General features: G+C 63.1%; 20 protein-coding genes. 4 read left to right on the top strand and 16 right to left on the bottom strand.

Translation table 11 applies throughout. From position 1 onward, the window contains the following. Positions 1-52: 52 nt before the first annotated feature. The 4 genes from EJV47_RS17300 to EJV47_RS17285 form a co-directional block, all read right to left on the bottom strand. The gene (locus EJV47_RS17300; protein ID WP_126694426.1) at positions 53-538 is read right to left on the bottom strand and encodes a dihydrofolate reductase; all 486 of its coding nucleotides are present in this window, start codon (positions 536-538) and stop codon (positions 53-55) included. An 83-nt stretch (positions 539-621) separates the two neighbouring features. Continuing rightward, positions 622-1,584, bottom strand: coding sequence for a methionyl-tRNA formyltransferase (gene fmt / locus EJV47_RS17295; RefSeq protein WP_126694425.1), 963 nt, complete (start codon positions 1,582-1,584; stop codon positions 622-624). 337 nt (positions 1,585-1,921) lie between these two features. Beyond that, on the bottom strand, positions 1,922-2,362 hold the full coding sequence (locus EJV47_RS17290; RefSeq protein ID WP_126694424.1) for a hypothetical protein: 441 nt from the start codon (positions 2,360-2,362) through the stop codon (positions 1,922-1,924). A 292-nt stretch (positions 2,363-2,654) separates the two neighbouring features. Beyond that, positions 2,655-3,911: an exo-beta-N-acetylmuramidase NamZ family protein gene (locus EJV47_RS17285; protein WP_243651207.1), complete on the bottom strand. Its 1,257-nt coding sequence runs from the start codon at positions 3,909-3,911 to the stop codon at positions 2,655-2,657. 54 nt (positions 3,912-3,965) lie between these two features. On the opposite strand from EJV47_RS17285, the gene EJV47_RS17280 reads away from it, so the two are divergent. After that, positions 3,966-5,180, top strand: coding sequence for an ABC transporter permease (locus tag EJV47_RS17280; RefSeq protein WP_126694423.1), 1,215 nt, complete (start codon positions 3,966-3,968; stop codon positions 5,178-5,180). Between the two features lie 89 nt (positions 5,181-5,269). Here the strand turns inward: EJV47_RS17280 and EJV47_RS17275 are convergent, their stop codons facing one another. From EJV47_RS17275 to EJV47_RS17265, 3 genes are read right to left on the bottom strand one after another with little or no spacing between them, the layout of a single operon-like run. Continuing rightward, on the bottom strand, positions 5,270-5,662 hold the full coding sequence (locus tag EJV47_RS17275; protein ID WP_126694422.1) for a GxxExxY protein: 393 nt from the start codon (positions 5,660-5,662) through the stop codon (positions 5,270-5,272). 51 nt (positions 5,663-5,713) lie between these two features. Beyond that, complete coding sequence (locus tag EJV47_RS17270) at positions 5,714-6,418, bottom strand: peptidoglycan DD-metalloendopeptidase family protein (RefSeq protein ID WP_126694421.1); 705 nt, start codon at positions 6,416-6,418, stop codon at positions 5,714-5,716. Between the two features lie 29 nt (positions 6,419-6,447). Next, entirely contained in the window at positions 6,448-7,731 is a 1,284-nt protein-coding gene (locus tag EJV47_RS17265) for an MFS transporter (protein WP_126694420.1), read from the bottom strand. A gap of 465 nt (positions 7,732-8,196) precedes the next feature. Here EJV47_RS17265 and EJV47_RS17260 point away from each other — a divergent pair, with 465 nt between their 5' ends. Then, positions 8,197-9,369: a ferredoxin--NADP reductase gene (locus tag EJV47_RS17260; RefSeq protein ID WP_126694419.1), complete on the top strand. Its 1,173-nt coding sequence runs from the start codon at positions 8,197-8,199 to the stop codon at positions 9,367-9,369. Between the two features lie 349 nt (positions 9,370-9,718). Beyond that, entirely contained in the window at positions 9,719-11,461 is a 1,743-nt protein-coding gene (locus tag EJV47_RS17255) for a M3 family oligoendopeptidase (protein WP_126694418.1), read from the top strand. A gap of 72 nt (positions 11,462-11,533) precedes the next feature. On the opposite strand, the gene EJV47_RS17250 is transcribed toward EJV47_RS17255, so the two are convergent. The 5 genes from EJV47_RS17250 to EJV47_RS17230 form a co-directional block, all read right to left on the bottom strand. Beyond that, positions 11,534-11,875 carry a hypothetical protein gene (locus EJV47_RS17250; protein ID WP_126694417.1) on the bottom strand — a complete coding sequence of 114 codons (342 nt, stop codon included), beginning with the start codon at positions 11,873-11,875 and terminating at the stop codon, positions 11,534-11,536. Between the two features lie 17 nt (positions 11,876-11,892). Beyond that, positions 11,893-12,243 carry a hypothetical protein gene (locus EJV47_RS17245; RefSeq protein WP_126694416.1) on the bottom strand — a complete coding sequence of 117 codons (351 nt, stop codon included), beginning with the start codon at positions 12,241-12,243 and terminating at the stop codon, positions 11,893-11,895. A gap of 144 nt (positions 12,244-12,387) precedes the next feature. Then, complete coding sequence (locus EJV47_RS17240) at positions 12,388-12,984, bottom strand: hypothetical protein (RefSeq protein ID WP_126694415.1); 597 nt, start codon at positions 12,982-12,984, stop codon at positions 12,388-12,390. A 115-nt stretch (positions 12,985-13,099) separates the two neighbouring features. Next, on the bottom strand, positions 13,100-13,609 hold the full coding sequence (locus EJV47_RS17235) for a hypothetical protein (RefSeq protein ID WP_126694414.1): 510 nt from the start codon (positions 13,607-13,609) through the stop codon (positions 13,100-13,102). Positions 13,610-13,975: 366 nt separating this feature from the next. After that, complete coding sequence (locus EJV47_RS17230; RefSeq protein WP_126694413.1) at positions 13,976-14,581, bottom strand: TetR/AcrR family transcriptional regulator; 606 nt, start codon at positions 14,579-14,581, stop codon at positions 13,976-13,978. Positions 14,582-14,862: 281 nt separating this feature from the next. Between EJV47_RS17230 and thiL the strand changes: the two genes are divergently transcribed. After that, positions 14,863-15,900 (top strand): thiamine-phosphate kinase, encoded by a 1,038-nt coding sequence (thiL, locus tag EJV47_RS17225; RefSeq protein WP_126694412.1) that lies wholly within the window; start codon positions 14,863-14,865, stop codon positions 15,898-15,900. Positions 15,901-15,976: 76 nt separating this feature from the next. On the opposite strand, the gene EJV47_RS17220 is transcribed toward thiL, so the two are convergent. The 4 genes from EJV47_RS17220 to rlmD all read right to left on the bottom strand — a co-directional run bounded on the left by EJV47_RS17220 (position 15,977) and on the right by rlmD (position 18,989). Further along, positions 15,977-16,546, bottom strand: a complete 570-nt coding sequence (locus EJV47_RS17220; protein ID WP_126694411.1) for a transposase — start codon at positions 16,544-16,546, stop codon at positions 15,977-15,979. Between the two features lie 147 nt (positions 16,547-16,693). Then, on the bottom strand, positions 16,694-17,065 hold the full coding sequence (locus EJV47_RS17215; RefSeq protein WP_126694410.1) for a hypothetical protein: 372 nt from the start codon (positions 17,063-17,065) through the stop codon (positions 16,694-16,696). A gap of 7 nt (positions 17,066-17,072) precedes the next feature. Next, positions 17,073-17,531 (bottom strand): hypothetical protein, encoded by a 459-nt coding sequence (locus EJV47_RS17210; RefSeq protein ID WP_165903803.1) that lies wholly within the window; start codon positions 17,529-17,531, stop codon positions 17,073-17,075. A 45-nt stretch (positions 17,532-17,576) separates the two neighbouring features. Then, positions 17,577-18,989, bottom strand: a complete 1,413-nt coding sequence (gene rlmD, locus EJV47_RS17205) for a 23S rRNA (uracil(1939)-C(5))-methyltransferase RlmD (protein ID WP_126694480.1) — start codon at positions 18,987-18,989, stop codon at positions 17,577-17,579. Between the last annotated feature and the right edge of the window lie 249 nt (positions 18,990-19,238).

Genomic DNA, 19,238 nt, shown 5'->3' with positions numbered 1-19,238 from the left:
GGCCCCGCACGGGGCCGCCCTTTTTTGTGGGCCAAGCAATATTTACCCCCGGTTACCGCCGCTGCAGCGTCACGAAGCTGAAGGCGTGGGCGTGCTTGTCGTCGGGCTCGTGCCGCTCCCGGCTGACCTCGCGCCAGGTGTCGGCTCCGAACTCCGGCAGCACGGCGTCGCCGGTGGGGGCAGCGTGCACTTCGGTGAGGTAGACCACGTCCACGGCCGGCAGGGCTTCGCGGTAGATTTCGGCCCCGCCGATGACGAAGACTTCCTCGTCGGACTGCCGGGCCAGCTCCAGGGCGCCCAGCACCGAGGCGGCGGTTTCGACGCCCGCGGCCTGCCAGTCCAGCTGCCGCGTCACCACGATGTTGCGGCGGCCAGGCAGGGGCCGGCCGATGCTTTCGTAGGTGCGGCGGCCCATCACCACGGGGTGGCCGCTGGTGAGCTGCTTGAAATGGCGCAAATCGGCCGGCAGGTGCCAGGGCAGCTGGTTGTCGCGCCCAATCACGCCGTTATCGGCCCGGGCTACTACGATGGAAGTCATGGGATGTAATGGTTAAATGGTTGAATTGTCAAATGGCTGAATGGGTGGTGCTTGAACGACCAGCCATTTAGCCATCTGACCATTTAGCCATTATTCAGCAATGCACTATTGAATCCGCGCAGGAAATCCGCCACGGGCATACGTTTCTTGCCTTCGAGCTGCAGGTCGAGCAACTCGAGCTGGCCGTCGGCGGTTTGCACGCGCAGGTAGCTGCGGCCGTCGGAGAGCCAGCGGCCGGCGGGCGTGTCGGCCGAAGGGGCGCCGGGCTGGGCCTGGGCGCGGAATACCTTCAGGCCGCGGCCGTCGGGCAGGTGGGTGAAGGCGGTGGGCCAGGGCGAGAGGCCGCGCACCAGGTTCACCAGCGCCGCAGCGGGCTGCTCGAAGTCGAGGCGGCCGGTTTCCTTCTGCAGCTTGGGCGCGGCGCGCAGGGCCGCGTGCTGGGGCTGCGGAATGCTGGGGGCCGTGCCGGCGGCAATGGCCTGCACCGTGCGCAGGGCCAGGGCGGCACCGGCGTGCTGCAGCTTCAGGTACACCGCCCCGAAGTCGTCGGCCGGCTCAATGGCTACCTCGTCCTGGAAAATCAGGTTGCCCGTGTCGATTTCGTGCTGCAGGAAAAACGAGGTAACGCCCGTCACCGTCTCACCGTGGATGATGGCCCAGTTGATGGGCGCCGCCCCGCGGTACTGCGGCAGCAGGGAGGCGTGGATGTTGATGCTACCCAGCCGCGGCATGCTCCACACGGCCTCGGGCAGCATGCGGAAGGCCACAATCACCTGCAAATCGGCCGCGTAGCTGCGCAGCTCCTGCTGAAACTCCGGCGCCTTGAGGTTGGTGGGCTGCAGCACCGGCAGCCCGGCGGCCACCGCCGCCTGCTTCACCGCCGACTCGGCCAGCTTCTGCCCCCGGCCCGCCGGCTTGTCGGGCGCCGTGACGACGGCCACCACCCGGCAGCCGGGCCAGGTGAGCAGGGCTGCGAGGGTGGGCACGGCAAACTCGGGCGTACCCATAAAGACGAGGCGGAGGGGGGCGGTAGGATTGAGAGTCATGGAGAAGATTTCTTGAAGAGCTGCCACCGGCCAGATGTCACCTTTGCCCCTGATGGTAGAAAGGTCATGCACTAGCAACGCATTGCCAGTTGGCAAAACGTAAACTGTGTCATTATCGCCGGTGAGCTGCCTTACGGCGGCCGTTAAACTCGGGTGAAAGGTAGCCCCAGCCGCAAGGATATCCTGCACTTGCTGTCTGGTGAGCCGGCGCTTATTTATGGTCTTGCGGGGCATGAGGGCTTATAGTCTGGCATCTGCAGCCAAGAAAGGCCGCCAAATTAGCTGTTGCCCACAGCACGCAAAACGGCGTACACCGACTTCTCAAGTTCCGGGCCGGCTACGCGTCGGTAGGCTCCTCTGGCAGCTCCGCTAGCGTCTGCGCCAGCAGCTCGGCTTCGCGCTCCAGCCCGGCAATGCGCGCTTCCAGCACCCGTTGCGGCCCGAGGCCGCAGTCGTGCTGCAGGGCATTGCGGGCTTCTTGTTCTACCTGCGTCAGCCATTTTTCCTCTTGGGCCGGATTGGCTACCGGGCCAGCCCAAGCCCGCAGCGCAGGTATTACTTTAAGGCGTAACTCGTAGTGCCGGGCTTTGGCCTGCATAGCCTCCTGCTCCCGGCGCAGCCGGAGCGCGTGGTGGCGACAATAACGTAGTCGTTGCGCCAGCGGCCGCGCGTCGACCGGCGGGGTGAGCAGCGGCGGTGGCGCGGGTTGAGGTACCGTTGCGCCTTCGGGGTCGGGCACCAAGCCCTGCACCGCCAGCGCCAGGCGCGCACGGGACATTGCCGCTTCCAGAGGAAGGTCACCCCGGCCAATTTCCATCTGGGCCACGATAGCGCGGGAAGTACCCAGCCAACTGGCCAGCATTTCCTGCGTCAATCCCAGACGTTCGCGTGCCGACTCGTTCATGTGTCACAAATTTTCGCTCACAAAATATCTTGTGAGCGAAAATTTGTGACAAAGCAGTGGTTTACACAAGTCTCACAAAAAATCCCTCACAAAATATTTTGTGAGGGATTTTTTGTGAGCGGTAAAGTGCACGGTTTTGCGCGGACCAAAACCGCCTTCTGTAATCTTACTTGAAGTCGGGGTACAGCAGGTACTTCTGGCGCATGAGCTTGTACTGGCCCAGCTTCGGCTCCCAGGCCGCCCGGATTTCCTTTTCCGACTTGCCGGCCACAATCAGGTCGCGCACGGTGCGCGTGCCCGTCAGCTGCTCGAAATACTTGCCGAAAAACTTGTCTTTGACCGTGCTCTGCTGGTAGTAGTCGATGAGGTACTGGAGCGAGAAGCCCAGGTCGCCGCTGAGCGGGCGCAGGTCCTGGCCGTAGCAGAGCTTGCCGTTCTGGGGCGGGGTGGGGGAGCCGGCGTTGGGCCGGGGCGTGAAGGAGTACGGCCGGGTGCTGGGCTGCGTCGGCGCGCCGATAACCTCGAAGGGCGAATCGGTGCCGCGGCCCACGCTCACGTCGGTGCCCTCAAACAGGCAGATGGTGGGGTACAAGGCCACGGCGTGGGCGGTGGGCAGGTTGGGGGAGGGGCGCACCGGCAAGGTGTAGCGGGTGCTATGGGTGTAGCCCTGCACCGGAACGACCGTGAGCGGGCACTGCTTGCCGCCGGCCAGCCACTTCTCGCCGTTAATCATCCGGGCCAGCTCGCCCACCGTCAGGCCGTGCACCACCGGGATGGGGTGCATGCCCACGAACGACTTGTGCGCGGGCTCCAGCACCGGCCCGTCGACGTACCAGCCGTTGGGGTTGGGCCGGTCGAGCACGATGACGCTTTTGCCCTGCTCAGCGGCGGCCTCCATCACGTAGTGCATGGTGCTGATGTAGGTGTAGAAGCGCGTGCCCACGTCCTGAATGTCGAACACGAGCACGTCCACGTCCTGCAGCATCTCGGCGGTGGGTTTTTTGGTGGCCCCGTAGAGGCTGCGCACCGGCTTGCCCGTGCGCGCGTCCTTGCCGTCCTTGATGGTAGCTCCGTCGGCCGCCTCGCCCCGGAAGCCGTGCTCCGGCCCGAAGATGGCCGTGACGTTGACGCCCCGGCTCAGCAGCGTATCCGGCAGCAGAGCGCGGCCGACAACGGAGGTCTGGTTCACCACCAAACCCACGCGCTTGCCCTTGAGCAGCGGCAGGTACTCCCCGAAACGAGCCGCCCCGACCTGCAACGCGGGCGCCGCGGGTACCGGCGTGGAAGCGGCAGCGGGTGAAGTAGTTACGGTCGAGTTGGCGGCGGGCGGCAACGTTGCGGCGCCGGGCCGCGTACAGGCCGAACCTTGCAGCAAGAACAGCGCGCACCAGGCGGGCAGGCTCAGGGGTATCATCGTTGACATCAGGACGGTGGGAGAATTCACAAAACTAGCCTGCTTCGCGTAGCTTTACGCCCAGTGAACGTTTCGCGGTACATATCCCAGAAGATTGAAGGCTCCGATTCGGGGTCTTTCACCTCGTCGGTGACCAAAATTGCCATCATCAGCATTGCCCTCGGCTTGGCGGTGATGGTGGTGTCGTTTGCCATTCTGGCCGGCTTCCGCAACGAAATCCAGGCCAAGATCTTCTCCTTCGGGGCCCACCTCACCGTCAGCAAGTACGACAACAACAACTCGCTGGAAGTCGAGCCCATCAACGGCCCGCGCCTGAGCCAGGACTTGCGCCACTACGGGCAGGTGAAGTCTATGCAGCCCTTCGCCCGCAAAACGGCCATCATCAAGACCAAGGACGAGGTGATGGGCGTGGTGCTCAAGGGCATCGACGAAGTGAACGGCCCCTCGCCCATGCGCCAGAACCTGCAGACCGGCAAGTTCCTGAGCTTCCCCGATACGGCTTCGTCCGAGGATGTGATGATTTCGCGCAAGATGGCCGACAAGCTGCGCCTCAAGGTGGGGGAAAAGGCCCTGTTCTACTTTATTCAGAACCCGCCGCGCATCCGCCAGTTCAAGGTGGCCGGCATCTACCAGACCGGCCTCGACGAGTTCGACGAGGTGTACGTCATCGGCGACATCCGGCAGATCCGGGAGCTGAACGCCTGGCCCGATTCGCTGGTGGGCGGCTACGAAGTGGTGCTCAAGGATTTCCGCCAACTCGACCCGGTGTCGGAAAACCTGCTCGGCAACCTGGCCTACGACCTAAAGCTGGACAAGATTACCGACCAGTACGCCCAGCTCTTCGACTGGCTGCAGCTGCTCAACCGCAACGTTGTCATCTTCCTCATTCTGATCATCTTCGTGGCCACCTTCAACATGGTCGCCACGATTTTCATCATGATTCTGGAGCGCACCAACATGATCGGGGTGCTCAAGGCCCTGGGCGCGACGGACAACCAGATCCGGCGTATGTTTTTCTTCCGCGGCCTGAATCTGACCCTGAAGGGTATGCTCTGGGGCAACGTGGTGGGCCTGGGCTTCTGCGCCATCCAGTACTTTTTCCACCCCATCCCCCTCGACCCCGAGAACTATTACATGGACCGGGTGCCCATCTTCTGGGACTTCAACATCATCCTGCTCATCAACCTGGCCGTGTTCGTCACCTCCCAGCTGGCCGTGATGATTCCGACCTACCTCATTGCCCGCATCAAGCCGGTAGTGGCCATTAAGTTCGACTAATCACGGATTCTTGCGGATTAGACGGATTTTGTGGACGATTGTCGTTCAATGAGAAAGGGCCACGGCTTACAGTCGTGGCCCTTTTTATCTCACATTCGGGTGCCGTGGTTTTTTAGGAACCGCTTATAAACTAGACTGTCTTGCCCAAAATTGATGAGTAGTCCAACTTCCAGCTTGTATGCGTGGAGGTAGTTGATAATTTGGGCGTGATGAGCAACGGTAAGTTCGTTAGTGGCTTTTAGCTCCAAAAGCACTGTATCGGCAACCAAGAAATCAACCCGACGAGCACCGACTTCGACGTTCTTGTAATAAACCGGCAGATGAATTTCGCTGGCAAAATCGAGTTTGGCTTCTTCCAACTCAACGGCCAAGCTGCGCTGATAAATAGCTTCTGGAAAGCCGCTGCCCAAAGCACGATGTACGCTCATAGCGCACCCGATTATCTGATGGGTCAGCGCATTGTGCCGAATATCAAGTAGCATAAATCACGAATTAGATGAACGACAATCGTCCACAAAATCCGTGAAATCCGTCTAATCCGCAAGAATCCGTGATTTGAGCACCAGGTTGGGGTCGGGGCAGAGGGCGGCCCAGTAGTCTTGCTCCGAGGGCAGGGCCACACCCGGGAAGTCGCCCACGCGGCCCTGCATATCGGCCATGAGCTGGAAGTGCAGGTGCGGAGGCCAGTCGCCGTTTTCGGGCCAGGGGCCGACGGTGGCAAAGGCTTGGCCCCGCTCCAACAGCTGCCCGGCGCGCAGCGGGGCGCATTCCGCGCGGCCGAGGTGACCGTAGAGCGAGTAGAACGTGGTGCCCTCCAGCTCGTGCTGCAGAATGACGGTGGGGCCGTAGTCGCCGAAATGGTCGTTGTCGGCCACGCTGTGGATGGTGGCGGCCAGCGGAGCCAGCACCGGGGTGCCAGCGGGCAGCCACACATCCACGCCCAGGTGCAGGGAGCGGGCGGGCAGGGCCGCGTCGCCGAACAGGCCGGGGCTGCGGCGGTAGATGACGCGGTTTTCGAGGTAGCCGCCCACCCCGATGCGGGCACCTTGGGCCGCCAGCAGTTCGTTGACCAGCTGGTCGAAGGCCACGGTGTCGCGCAAATCGGCCGTGGCCACGCGCGGGTTGGCGGCGGTGAAGTCGAGGCGGGCCACGTCGGCGGCGTTCAAATCGACGGGCAGCACGGGGCCGAAGGCGGCGGCGTGGCGGCGGAGCAGGGCGGAAAGGGGCGAATCAGACACGGAAAGGCAAGGGAAGGAAAGCGGCAAAATTACTCGGCCAGCGCGGCAACCGGCGGGGCGGGGGCCGTCGGGGTGGCCGGCTGGCGGCGGGCCACCAGCCGACTGACCCGGTACACCAGCAGCAGGCACAAGACAAACACGGCCGTGGCCACGTAGCCCAGCACGTTGTAGTGCAGCAGCGGGCTGTGGCTGTCGGCCTGCGTTATTACCATCCCGGCGCCCACGGCCGCCACCCCGCCGCTGACCTGCTGCAAGGAGGACGTCACGCTCATGTAGGCGCCGCGGTCCTTGGGCGCGGGCACGCTGGTATTGAGGGCGGTAGCCGGCACCATGCGGCTCATAATGCCCATGAACATGATGACGTTCAGGGTAATGACCAGCCACAGCGGCGAGGGGCCGATGTTGGTGTAAATCAGCACCGTGGCAATGGCTATGCCCGAGCCGACGGTGAACAGCGCGAACTTGCTGAACCGGTCACTGAGCCGGCCAATCAGGGGCATGACGAGCAGGGAGGCAAAACCCGTGCACAGGTAAATCAGCGGCAGCTGCTCGGGGGCAATGCGGACGTTGTTGATGAGAAAGGCGCTGCCGAAGGGCATGAGCAAGAAGCCGCCCACGGCCAGGAAAATCATGGCCATGAAGCCCGTCTGGTAATCCGGCTTGCTGACGGTGTGCCAGAGGTGGGCGAAGGCGTTGGTGTCGGACTGCAGCCCCAGGTGCTTATCGACGGGGCGCATGCGCAGCAGAATGGCCAGGCAGATGAGCAGGCTCAGCGCCACAATCAGCAGGAAGGGGGCGTGCCAGTCCCAGCGGTTGGCCAGGTACAGGCTGATGGGAATGCCCATAACCTGGCTGGCGGCAAAGGCCATCTGCACCACGCCCATCACGCGGCCGCGCTGGTGCACGGCAAACTCGTCGGCCACGATGGCCAGGGAAATTGAGCCGATAACCCCGCCGAACAAGCCGGCCACCACGCGGGCCACCAGTAGCAGCGGGTAGGTGCCCGCCAGCCCGCAGCCCAGCGTGCCCAGGATAAAGCCGGCGTAGAAGAACAGCAGCAGCTTTTTGCGGTCGAAGCGGTCGGCAAAGCCGGCAGTAAGCAAGCCCGCCGCGCCCGCGCTGAAGGCGTAAGCCGACACCACGAAGCTGAACCTGGCCGGCGGAATCGACAGGGCCTTCATCAGGGCGTCGCCGAGCGGGGACAGCACCATGAAGTCGAGAATGACCGTGAACTGCAGCAGGGCCAGAATGGCCACCAGAAACTTCTGGTAGCCGCTGAACGTGGGCGGCGGGGCAGTAGCGGTTTGTTCCATAAGGCAGCTCGGTAAGGCAGCGGGAGCGGGCTGGCTCCCGGTAAGGACGCAGGAGTCGGCAAAATACTTTAACTCACGTTGTAGAAGGCCGCTAGAGCTAAAAGGCTAGTTCCCCTCCTCAGCTGAGGAGGGGCTAGGGGTGGTTGACCGGTCGGCTGAACGACTATAGAGCCCGTCATGTCGAGCCCCGCGAGACATCTCGCGTGCTGATGCCCGATAGTAATTTCTAGCTCTAGCCTTTCAACCACCCCTAGCTCCTCCTCAGCTGAGGAGGGGAACTAGCCTGTAGCCCTAGCTGCCTCAAGGTGTGGCCTGGCGGCCTGACATTCGTCATAACCAATTCCTCGCCACCCTTAGCCCGCTTTTGCCGTATTTTGCAGCGCCGCGGCCCCACTGGCTCCGGCCTGGTATTTTTTCCCGAACCCCTCCGTTTTCGCACGCCGCGCCCCGCGGCCGAAGACCCGCATGAGCAACAGCCCCTACCTGACCCTGAACGTCGTCGACGTGACCCGCGAAACCGACGACGCCGTTACCATCCACCTGGAGCGCCCCGACCGCGCCCCCGTCGCCAGCCAGCCCGGCCAGTTTCTGACGCTCATTGTGCCCTGCGGCAGCGGCAAGCGGCCCGAGCGCCGCTCCTACTCGCTCAGCAGCACCCCGGCCGAAGCCCCGCGCCTGTCCGTGACGGTGAAGCGCGTGCCCGGCGGCCTGGTCAGCAACCACCTGCTGGACACGGTGAAGGCCGGGCAGACCATGGAGGCCATGGTGCCCATGGGCAACTTCACCATCGCGTGCAATCCGGCCACGCGCCGTTCCCTTGTGCTTATCGGGGCCGGCTCGGGCATCACCCCGCTCATGTCCATCCTGAAGGCCGTGCTGGCCGAGGAGCCCCAGAGCCAGGTGCTGCTGGTGTACGGCAACCGCAACGAGCAGAGCGTCATTTTCCGCAAGCAGCTGGCGCAGCTGGAGCAGCAGTACGCCGGCCGCTTCCAGGTCGAGCACGTGTTCAGCCAGCCCGCGCCGGCGCTTAAGTCGGGCGGCGGGCTGTTGGGCCGGCTGTTCGGCGGCTCGTCGGCGCCCGCGCCGGCGCCCTCGGCCCACCAGCACACCGGCCGCCTGAACCGCACCATGCTGCTACGCATCCTGGAGCAGCGCCACCAGACCCCGCCCGCCCAGGCCGAATACTACATGTGCGGCCCCGAGGGCATGATGACCGAAGCCAAAGCCGCCCTGGAGCTGCTGGGCGTGCCCGCCGCGCAGATTTTCCGCGAGAGTTTCGTGGCCTCTGCCGACTCGGCCGAAGCCGCGGCTGCCCAGCCCGAGGGCCACGGCACTGTCACGGCCGACGACAACGACGAAATCAGCACCCGCAAAGTCACCATCCAGTACGAGGGCACCGACTACGAATTCGAAGTCGGCCCAAACCAGACCATCCTGGAAGCGGCCCTCGACCTCGACATCGACCTGCCCTACAGCTGCCAGGCCGGCCTGTGCACCGCCTGCCGCGGCAAGTGCCACTCGGGCAAAGTGCACCTGGATGAGCGCGAAGGCCTTTCCGACGCCGAAATCAAGCAGGGCTACGTGCTGGTGTGCGTGGGCCACCCGCTCACCAACGATGTGGTGATTGAAATTGATTAGGCAAATCGGGTAACATCAGAACGTCATCCTGAGGCACAGCCGAAGGACCTTCCTCGCACCCTGCACCGCCGGTACATACAACGCGCTGACGCTAATAAATCAGAACGAAAAGCGCCGCCCCAGGATTGGAGACGGCGCTTTTCGTTCTGATATAGTACGTCGGCACTTCGTCTGTGGCGGCGGTGCGGGGTGCGAGGAAGGTCCTTCGCCTTTGGCTCAGAATGACGTTCTTTTTGCCCCACGAATTCACCGCGCCGCGCAGTTTCCTGCCCGAAACCCGGCCTGCCCGTTGCTTTTTGCGTAGCATACAGGTTACTTCCGCTTTCCCTTATTCCCGCCGCCCTAGCCCATGCTTACTTCTCCGCTGGAACTCTCCGCCGACGTCACTTCACCCAACCGTCCGCCGCGCCATTACTTGCCCGAGGGCTTTACCGTCACCGACTGGGCCGCCATCGAGCCGTACTTCGTGGAGCTGCGCGACCGGGCCGTGGGTTCCGGGGCCGAGCTGGAACGCTGGCTGCTCGACCGCTCCGAGCTGGAATCGGTGCTCAGCGAGGACCTTGCGTGGCGCTACATCCGCATGACCTGCGACACCCAGGACCAGGCCCGCGCCGAGGCGTTTCAGTACTTCGTCAGCGAGATTGAGCCTCAGGTAGCGCCCTACGACCACGCCCTCAACGAGAAGCTCGTGGCCTCGCCCTACGCCCCCGAGCTGGACCAGGACAAGTACCGCATCTTTCTGCGCTCCGTGCGCCGGGCCCTGGAAATTTACCGGGCCGAGAACATTCCGCTCAAAACCGACATCAGCACCAAGCAGCAGGAATACGCCGCCACCGCCGGGGCCATGACGGTAACCCTGGACGGCGAGGAAATGACCCTGCAGCGCGCCGCCGACCGCCTCAAGGACACCGACCGCGCCAAGCGCGAGGAAGCCTGGCGCGCCATTCAGGACCGCCGCCTGCAGGACGCGCAAAAGCTCGATGGGCTGTTCACCGAACTCGTCGGCCTGCGCCACCAGATGGCCCTGAACGCGGACTTCCCCAACTTCCGCGACTATATGTTTGCCGCCCTCGGCCGCTTCGACTACACGCCCGAGGACTGCTTTGCCTTCCACCGCGCCATCCGCGAAACCGTGGTGCCGCTCATCGACGAGCTGGACCTGGAGCGGCGCCAGGACCTGGCCCTGCCCGAGCTGCGCCCCTGGGACCTCGACGTGGACACCTCCGGCAAGGCCCCGCTGCGCCCCTTCGGCACGGGCGAGGAGCTGCTGGAGAAGACCATTACCGTCTTCCAGCGCCTCGATTCCTTCCTCGGAGACTGCCTGACCACCATGCGCGACATGGGCCACCTGGATCTGGAGTCGCGCAAGGGCAAGGCGCCTGGTGGCTACAACTACCCGCTCGACGAAACCGGCGTGCCGTTCATTTTCATGAACGCCACCTCCTCCCTGCGCGACGTCATTACCATGCTGCACGAGGGCGGCCACGCGGTGCACTCCTTCCTCACCCGCCGCCTGCCCATGGGCGCCGATAAGCACCCGCCGAGCGAGGTAGCCGAGCTGGCTTCCATGTCGATGGAGCTGATTTCCATGGATTACTGGGACGTGTTCTTCACCGACGCCGACGAGCTGCGCCGGGCCAAGAAAACCCACCTGGAATCGGTGCTCGAAACCTTCCCCTGGGTGGCCACCATCGACAAATTCCAGCACTGGGTATACGAAAACCCCACGCACACCTCGGAGCAGCGGCAGCAGCGCTGGACGGAGGTGTTCGACGAGTTCAACCAGCGCACCGTGAGCTGGCAGGGCCTGGAAGGCTATAAGCCCTGGCTGTGGCAGAAGCAGCTGCACCTCTACGAAGTGCCCTTCTACTACATCGAGTACGCCATGGCCCAGCTCGGCGCCATTGCCGTGTGGCGCAACTTCCGGCAGAACCCGCAGGCCGGCCTCGACGCCTACAAGCGCGCCCTCGCGCTGGGCTACACCGCCACCATCGGCGAGATTTACGAGGCCGCCGGCATCCGCTTCGACTTCAGCACCGAGTACCTGCGCAGCCTCGCCGATTTCGTGCACTCGGAAATGGCCCGGCTGTAAGCCGGCATGATAAAAGCGAAAAGCCCGTTCAGCATGCTGAACGGGCTTTTTTATGGCAACGCTGCGGCCAGCCTACTGCGCCGTGCTGATGCAGGTGATGGTGACGTTGGACCAGGTATATATGGCCGGGGTGGCTTCCGGCTTGTAGCTGATGAGCACCCGCTCGGGTAGGTTGCTGGCCGTGCTGGTCTGAAAGTCGTCCCAATCAGAGCCGAAGGGGCGCAGTTCCCGGCCGTCGTTAAGCACCAGGAGTACGGGGTGCTGGGGGCAGTTGGCTACGTTGCACACCGGGTAGCGGATGCTGGCCGGTGTGGTACAGCTGGGCTCGGGCGCCTCGCCGCAGAAGGGCATGGACTGGCAGCCGGCGAGCAGGCCCAGGGCTACAATGGGGAGAAAAAGAGCGAAACGACGCATAGAAGGCTGAATAGAAGTTAGTTGCCCTTGCCTGGTGCCGGCGTGCCGCAGCGGCCCACCTGCTGCTGGATGCATTCCAGCTTCACGCCTTCGCCCACCATGCAGATGCTGGGTATCTCGTCGGTAACGTAATTGATGGTCACCCGCTCCCCGTCGTGCTTGGCGTAGCCCTGCCACACCGAGCCGTGCGGCTCCAGGCGCTGGCCGTTGTCGAGCACCAGCACGAAGCCGCAGCCGTCGAGGCCGGTCAGGTCGCGGATGGTGGCTGGGGTGTTGCAGCCGGGGGCGGGGTCGTTGGCAGAGTCCTGGCAGCTGAACGCCAACGTCAGCAGCAGGGTGGCGGGCAAAAGCAGGTGCAGGCGGCGCATAGCAGCAATGGGCAAAAGGGATACACCGGGAAGAGTGCCGCCGTTTGCCTGAGGGTTGCATCCGGGCCGCCGCTTTTGTCGGCGCGGCAAAAAAAGCGCCCCCAGTGAATACCGGGGGCGCTTTCGATTTGGAAGCAGGGCTGCTCAGTGCTGCAGCTCGAACAGGGGCAGGGGCTGCAGGTGAGCATACTTGCGGCCGGCTTTTTTCAGGGTTTCGCCGTGCATCTGCAGGTAGCGGTTGTAGCTTTTGGCAGCCTGGTCGTAGCGTACCCGGTAGCCCACCACCTCGTTGTCGGCTTGCTTAATGGTTTCGGTCAGGGCCTGGATTTCGGCGTTGCGCTCGGCCTGGGGCTGGGCCAGGTCATACACCGCGTTGAGCACCTGAATCTGGGCGTTGTCGTAGGCGTCGATTGTGGCCGATTCGGCAATGCTCTGCTGGTCGTAGCGCATGGTCAGGAGCCGGTCGTTGGCCTGGCGCAACTCGTCGGCCTGGGCTTTGTCGGTGCCGGGCAGCTGCTTGAGCGTCTGCAGCACGGCGGTGGTGGCCACCAGCTTCTGGTTGTCGCTGTCCATCATCTGTTTCCAGCGGTTGTTCACCGTGTCGCGCAGCGCGGTAAGCTGGACGCGGGCCGCTGCCGGTGAAGTCGGGTCGACTACGGCCGCGGGCGAGTCGCCGGTTTTGCGGCACGAAGCCGCCCCCAGCAGCACCAGCAGGGGTAGGTATAAAAGCAGTTTACGCATGACTAGGGGGAAACGCACCCGCCGCCGGAGATATTCCCGGTCGAGCGAAAAATTTCGCAAATATCAGGCCCAAGGACCCCGCGGCGGCGGGGCCGGCTGCAGCCTCCGTGGCTGCCTACGCGGCCGGCCCGGTGGGCTCTACCACCAGCACGGCCGTCCAGGGCAGCAGCCAGTAGCTGCCGTGCCCGGTGGCCGGGCCGAATACCGCTTCGGCCTGCTGCAGGGCTTCGGGGGCCGAGGCCGCCCGTACCATGCCCAGGTGCCGGCGGGGCGCATCGGGCTCGGGCAGCCGAAACACCACGTAGTCCTGCTCGCCGCGCTGGTAGGCCTGCCTTTCCTGCACGCTGGCCGGCGGCTCGGGCTCCGCCGCATCCAGGGCGTAGGTTGATTCTAGGCCGTCGTCGGTGCGCACCTGGCTGATAGCGGAGGCGGGCACCAGCCACAGCTCCGCATCGGCCGGGCCGCACTGCTGCCGGGCGGCGCGCCGGGCCGCGGTGGGGCTGGCGGCCTGCACGGTGCTGCAGTGCGTCATGGTGCCGGCCGCATCGGCGCGGAATACCTCGTAGGCATCGGGCTGCGCTGCGTCGGGGGCCAGGGAGCTGGTAGAGGGTGGAAGGTGCGTCATGGGACGGAGAAAGAGGGCGAAACTCAGGCCGGCCGCTCCGCTCAGGCAATGGGGCTGCGCGTGAGTGGCGGGCGGGGCTGCGCAAAGGGCCACGGGCCGCCGCGCTGGTACCAAACAAAACAAGCTAATTCCGGGGAGGGAATTAGCTTGTCGTGGGGAAAAAGAACGGCCAAAGCAGATTCTTAGGCGGTTCTCGGGGTAGAAATTAGGCCAGCGGTGGGAAACGCCGGCGGGAGCAGCAGCAGGACACCCGGATTTCGGGGAAAAGCATGGGGGGAATGCAGATCCAGGTGCCCCACTGCGCTCAACGTCAGGCAAAAGGGAACAGGGGAACGGGAGAACGAGTGGGAATGATGGGACAGAAGATTAGATGGCGGGGCCGTCGGGCACGGCCAGGCCGTAGAGCAGCTGGCTGGTGAGGCGCTCAGCAATCTGGTCGGGGCTGAGCTTGCCGTCGGGGCGGTACCAGTTGGGCAACCAGGTCAGGCTGGCAAACAGGGTAAGCGTGGCAAAGGCCGGGTCGGGGGTGCGCAGGGCCCCGTCGGCCACGCCGCGGGCAATCATGTCGCGAAAGGCGGCCTCGTAGCCGCGCTGCAGCTGCACGAATTCCGACAAAGCCGGCTCGCTCAGGTGGCGCCACTCGTGCAGAAACACGGCCGAGGCGTCCACGTCGTTAATCAGTACCCGCACGTGGCTTTCGATGGCGCGGCGCAGGTGGGTGGCGGCCGGCGCGTCGGCGTCGGCGTTGGCGGCCCGCAGCCCGGCCATAAACTCATCAGCCACCCGGAAGCAGATGCGGTGCAGCAGCTCTTCCTTGGACTTGATGTGCGAGTAGATGCTGCCGGCCTCGATGCCCAGGGCGGCGGCCAGCTCGCGCATGCTCGTGGCCGCGTACCCACGCCGCCGAAACAGGGCCGTGGCCGTCTGGTCGATCTGGGCTTTGCGCGAAAGGGTGGGGGAGGTGGTTTCCATTGGGGAGCGGGAGGCAAGCCAAATGTACTGGTTCCTAACGTTCGTTAGCAAACTTTTGTTCGGCTTTTTTCGGGCGGGTGGGCAAATTGCCGGTGTATTCTACGATTATCTTTCTGCTTTTTCCAGGTTTTTCCGCAAACGTTTGGGGGCGTAGCTCCTTTGGGCCCGCCCGGCGCCTGTGAGCAACAGCGGCTACCCGGCATTGGGGTGCCGCTGGCGGAATAATAAAATCGGCGGGCCGGGGCGCTACCTTTGCGGCCCCGCACCGTAGTGCTACTGCTATGTCTGAACAAGTAACTCCCCTCAATCAAGTCGGCGAAATCGGCCTGATTCGCCTGATTCAGGATACCATCACCCTGCACCAGCCCAGCACCGTACTCGGCATCGGCGACGACGCGGCCATCCTGGCCCCGCCCGCCGAGCACGAAGTAGTCGTCAGCACCGATTTACTGATCGAAGGCGTGCATTTCGACCTCGCGTTCTGCCCGCTCAAGCATTTGGGCTACAAGGCGGTGGCCGTGAACGTGTCGGACATTGCGGCCATGAACGCCCTGCCCACGCAGATTACCGTGAGCATAGCCCTGCCGAGCCGCTTTTCGGTGGAAGCCGTGCAGGAGTTCTACGAGGGCGTCCGGCTGGCCTCCGAGGCCTACCGCGTCGACGTGGTGGGCGGCGACACCACCGCCTCGCGCGCGGGGCTGATTGTGTCCGTCACGGCCTTGGGCACGGTGGCCCGCGGGCAGGCGGCGCGGCGCTCCGGCGCCCGGGTCAACGATTTGCTGTGCGTGACCGGCGACCTGGGAGGGGCCTACCTGGGCCTGCAGGTGCTGGAGCGCGAAAAGCAGGCCTACCTGGCCGACCCCGAAACCCAGCCCAACCTGGAAGCCTACGACTACGTGGTGCAGCGCCAGCTGCGCCCCGAGGCCCGCATGGACGTGGTACACATGCTGCGCGACCTGGACATCCGGCCTACCAGCATGATTGACGTGTCGGACGGGCTGGCCTCGGAAATCATGCACCTGTGCGCCGCCTCGGGCGTGGGCGCCACCATCTTCTCCGACCGTCTGCCCGCCGACCAGCAGGTGTACGACGTGGCCGACGAGTTCCGTCTCGACCCGGTGATGTGCATGCTCAACGGCGGCGAGGATTACGAACTGCTCTTCACCGTGCCGCTCACGGACTTCGACAAGCTTAAAAACCACCCCGACGTGACCATCATCGGCAAAATCACCGAGGCTGCCGACGGGGCCATCCTAGCCACGAAGGGCGGCAACGCCGTGCCGCTGCGGGCCCAGGGCTGGTCGCACTTCGGGCGGTAAGGCCGCGAAGTGGTACTACGAATTCCCCGCAGGGGTTCGTAGTACCACTGTCGTTGCTGATGCGTGCACGACAGCGTCAGTACAAAACGCCCGCTATATCTTCAGGCAAGGTGTGCTGGATGAGCCGGGCCATCTGTGCTGCCTCGGTCGGTAAATCCAGCACCTGCGCTGCCGCCGATTGGTCGCACAAGGTTCCGTTGCGCAAGCCAGCATAATCCGGGTAAGAAGACCAGACCCACTGGGCCAGTTCGCGTACCATTCCGGCCCGCAAAGGGTTTTGATGAATGTAGCAGAAGCAGGCCAGAGCGTATTCGTTGCTGGCCAGCTCCTTCGCCTTGGTGTGTTGCTGAAATAATGACCCGGTACGGCCGTATTGTCGCTGAATAGCCCGGGTGTACGAACTGAGCAACAAACGCAAATCAGTACTGCACCGACTCAGGTCGGCATTTTCGCGCACCTGCACCAATAGGTGAAAGTGATTGGGCATCAAGCACCACGCTAGAATACGCAGGTGGGATGTGAGGTAACGACGGAGCTTCGTGAGGAAAAACCGATAGTTCTCGGGAGAGTAGAAGATGGTTTCGCGGTTATTACCCCGGTTGTAAATATGGTAGAGCTTGTGAGGCTGCAGGTTAAGAGCTGGCATAACGGAGACGGGTATATAGCTAAAAGGTAGTACCAATTGCCGAAGGCTTGGTACTACCTTTATCGTTAAGCCAATATAGCCGTTCACGCGCCCGCAACAACAGTGGTACTACAAACCCCTGCGGGGAATTTGTAGTACCACTTCGCGCTAATCCTCCGGGTAGGGCACGAACACGAACTTTGTAAACTCACCGTCGACCACGAACAGGCAGCAGAACTCGTCGGGGTCTTTGTAGGCGGCTTGGAAGGCGGCTTCGCTGTCCTCGGCCACCAGGCCCTGCTGCACGAAGATGTCGAGGTAGGAGGCCAGTACGTACCACTCGGTGGCTGCCTCATCGGGTGTGAGGAGCATGGAGCCAAAGGGCACGGGTACGCGGGAGAAGATGAAAATGGGGTATTTGATGCTGTTGCGGCGAATCTGGTAGGAGGCTTCCTTCAGTGTATCGGCCACAATGGCGAAGTCCTTGGTGATGGTGCCGAGGTACTTGCCGCTCAGCTCGGGGTCGTTGGCGTAGTCCATGTGGGGGTTAAACAGGCTTGTGTTTCAAGCGCACCAAAGTAATTACGGGGTAAGCAACGTTACGGGAATCATACTCTAATGACCGGAAAACGGCAAACCAGCTTACCTGAAACTTGTGGTTGATAAGTTTCAGGTAAGTCTGGCCGGCGGCTTCTTTGAGCTTGAAGCTGTATGCTCCGCTGCCGTTTACTGCGGAGACACTATAACCGTGACCCACGCAAGAAAAATAAGAAGACTGGTTAATGGTGCGGCTTGATGTGAAAGACCAATTGAGCCATTGACAAGTGCTTTTTACTCCCAAATAGTAAGCAGGCTTATTATGGAATATGACGGTGTCTCTGGTGCCAATATTAACTGTATCCACCGCATACCAATATGGATGAAGTGAATACGGCTTCTCTCTGCTGGAGGCAAAGTCTTGTCGTAGCATTTCCTTCAATGTGCTTTGTCCAAAGCCGAAGCGCACAACTGAAAGCAGAACGAGAAGAAATGCCAGCCGCATGTCAGATGATTACTTCAACTCCAGCAGCACCACGTTCTCCACGTGGTGGGTGTGCGGGAACATGTCCACCGGCTGCACGCGGGTCACGCGGTAGGTGTCGGCCAGCAGCTCCAGGTCGCGGGCCTGGGTGGCGGGGTTGCAGCTCACGTACACCACGCGCGGGGCGCGCAACTCGATGAGGCGGTTGACCACGTCGACGTGCATACCGGCGCGGGGCGGGTCGGTGATGATGACGTCGGGGCGGCCGTGCTCATCGGTGAAGTCCTTGGTCAGCACGTCCTTCATGTCGCCGGCGTAGAACTTGGTGTTCGTCACGCCGTTGATCTGCGAGTTCAGTTTGGCGTCCTCGATGGCCTGCTCCACGTACTCCACGCCGATAACCTCGCGGGCCTGCTTGGCCACGAAGTTGGCAATGGTGCCGGCGCCGGTGTAGAGGTCGTACACCAGCTCCGAGCCGGTGAGGCCGGCAAATTCGCGGGCTACTTTATACAACTCGTAGGCCTGCTCGGAGTTGGTCTGGTAGAAGGACTTCGGCCCCACGCGGAAGCGCAGGCCTTCCATTTCCTCGTGGATGTAGGGCGTGCCGCGGTAGCACACCACCTCGAGGCCTTCGAGCGAGTCGTTGCCCTTGTCGTTGAGCACGTAGTTCATCGACGTCACCTCGGGGAACTGCTCCAGCAGGTAGTCCAGAATCACCGGAATCATCTGGTGCTGGCGGTAAAACTGCGCCACCACCATTACCTCGCCGGTGCTCTTGGCGGTGCGGATGGTGAGCGTGCGCAGCAGCCCGGTGTGCTTCATCAGGTTGCCGAAGCGCAGCTGGTTTTCGCGGGCGTAGTCGCGGAAAGCCAGGCGGATCTGGTTCGAGGGGTCGGGCTGCAGCCAGCAGTGCTCGATGTCGATGATCTTGTCGAAGCGGCCGGGCAGGTGGTAGCCGAGCACGCGGCGGTCGTACTGCTTGGTCTCGTCCTTGATCTGCTCCGAGGTCAGCCAGCCCTGGTAGCTGAAGGTGTACTCCAGCTTGTTGCGGTAGTAGGTCGTCTCCTTGGAGCCCATGATGGGCTGGATTGCGGGCAGTTCCACCTTGCCGATGCGCTGCAGCGTGTCCTCCACCTGCTGCTGCTTGTACATCAGCTGGGTTTCGTAGGCCAGGTGCTGCCACTTACAGCCCCCGCACACGCCGAAGTGCTGGCAGAAGGGCTGCACGCGCAGGTCGGAGTACTTATGAAAGAACACCGGCTCGGCTTCGAGGTAGGTTTTCTTGGAGCGGGTCACGCGCAGGTCCACCACGTCGCCGGGGGCCACGCCAGAGACGAAAATGACCAGGTTATTATGGCGCACCAGGCACTTGCCTTCGGCCACCATGTCTTGGATTTCCACGTTGCGGAGGTCGTCCGCCGGGATTTTCTTCGGATTGGGCATCAACTGATTCACCTGACAAAGATAAATCACGGATTCTTGCGGATTTTTCGGATTGCACGGATTTTGTGGACGGCCCGGGGGAGCGGGTGTCGGGGCTGATTGATAGGATTTTGGTCGGCGGGTGTTTCGTCGTGGTTGGGAGGTGTTTTCGATTGGTCGGGACGTGTTCTGCCTCCCTCGGTGGGTGTTACAAGCCGTGGCGTAAGCAAAGCGGCCCGCGCCGGAGGCTCGCGGCGGAGCACTTGGCGC

Source organism: Hymenobacter gummosus, assembly GCF_003970915.1.
Lineage (GTDB): Bacteria > Bacteroidota > Bacteroidia > Cytophagales > Hymenobacteraceae > Solirubrum > Solirubrum gummosum.
The sequence above is the reverse complement of the archived record's forward strand: the minus strand, read 5'-3'. Positions and strand labels throughout refer to the sequence as shown.

Coding starts and splice junctions, on each gene's coding strand:
- EJV47_RS17300 (WP_126694426.1), bottom strand. CDS start 538: ATGACTTCCATCGTAGTAGCCCGGGCCGATAACGGCGTGATTGGGCGC.
- fmt (WP_126694425.1), bottom strand. CDS start 1,584: ATGACTCTCAATCCTACCGCCCCCCTCCGCCTCGTCTTTATGGGTACG.
- EJV47_RS17290 (WP_126694424.1), bottom strand. CDS start 2,362: ATGTCCCGTGCGCGCCTGGCGCTGGCGGTGCAGGGCTTGGTGCCCGAC.
- EJV47_RS17285 (WP_243651207.1), bottom strand. CDS start 3,911: ATGTCAACGATGATACCCCTGAGCCTGCCCGCCTGGTGCGCGCTGTTC.
- EJV47_RS17275 (WP_126694422.1), bottom strand. CDS start 5,662: ATGCTACTTGATATTCGGCACAATGCGCTGACCCATCAGATAATCGGG.
- EJV47_RS17265 (WP_126694420.1), bottom strand. CDS start 7,731: ATGGAACAAACCGCTACTGCCCCGCCGCCCACGTTCAGCGGCTACCAG.
- EJV47_RS17260 (WP_126694419.1), top strand. CDS start 8,197: ATGAGCAACAGCCCCTACCTGACCCTGAACGTCGTCGACGTGACCCGC.
- EJV47_RS17255 (WP_126694418.1), top strand. CDS start 9,719: ATGCTTACTTCTCCGCTGGAACTCTCCGCCGACGTCACTTCACCCAAC.
- EJV47_RS17250 (WP_126694417.1), bottom strand. CDS start 11,875: ATGCGTCGTTTCGCTCTTTTTCTCCCCATTGTAGCCCTGGGCCTGCTC.
- EJV47_RS17245 (WP_126694416.1), bottom strand. CDS start 12,243: ATGCGCCGCCTGCACCTGCTTTTGCCCGCCACCCTGCTGCTGACGTTG.
- EJV47_RS17240 (WP_126694415.1), bottom strand. CDS start 12,984: ATGCGTAAACTGCTTTTATACCTACCCCTGCTGGTGCTGCTGGGGGCG.
- EJV47_RS17235 (WP_126694414.1), bottom strand. CDS start 13,609: ATGACGCACCTTCCACCCTCTACCAGCTCCCTGGCCCCCGACGCAGCG.
- EJV47_RS17230 (WP_126694413.1), bottom strand. CDS start 14,581: ATGGAAACCACCTCCCCCACCCTTTCGCGCAAAGCCCAGATCGACCAG.
- thiL (WP_126694412.1), top strand. CDS start 14,863: ATGTCTGAACAAGTAACTCCCCTCAATCAAGTCGGCGAAATCGGCCTG.
- EJV47_RS17220 (WP_126694411.1), bottom strand. CDS start 16,546: ATGCCAGCTCTTAACCTGCAGCCTCACAAGCTCTACCATATTTACAAC.
- EJV47_RS17215 (WP_126694410.1), bottom strand. CDS start 17,065: ATGGACTACGCCAACGACCCCGAGCTGAGCGGCAAGTACCTCGGCACC.
- rlmD (WP_126694480.1), bottom strand. CDS start 18,989: ATGCCCAATCCGAAGAAAATCCCGGCGGACGACCTCCGCAACGTGGAA.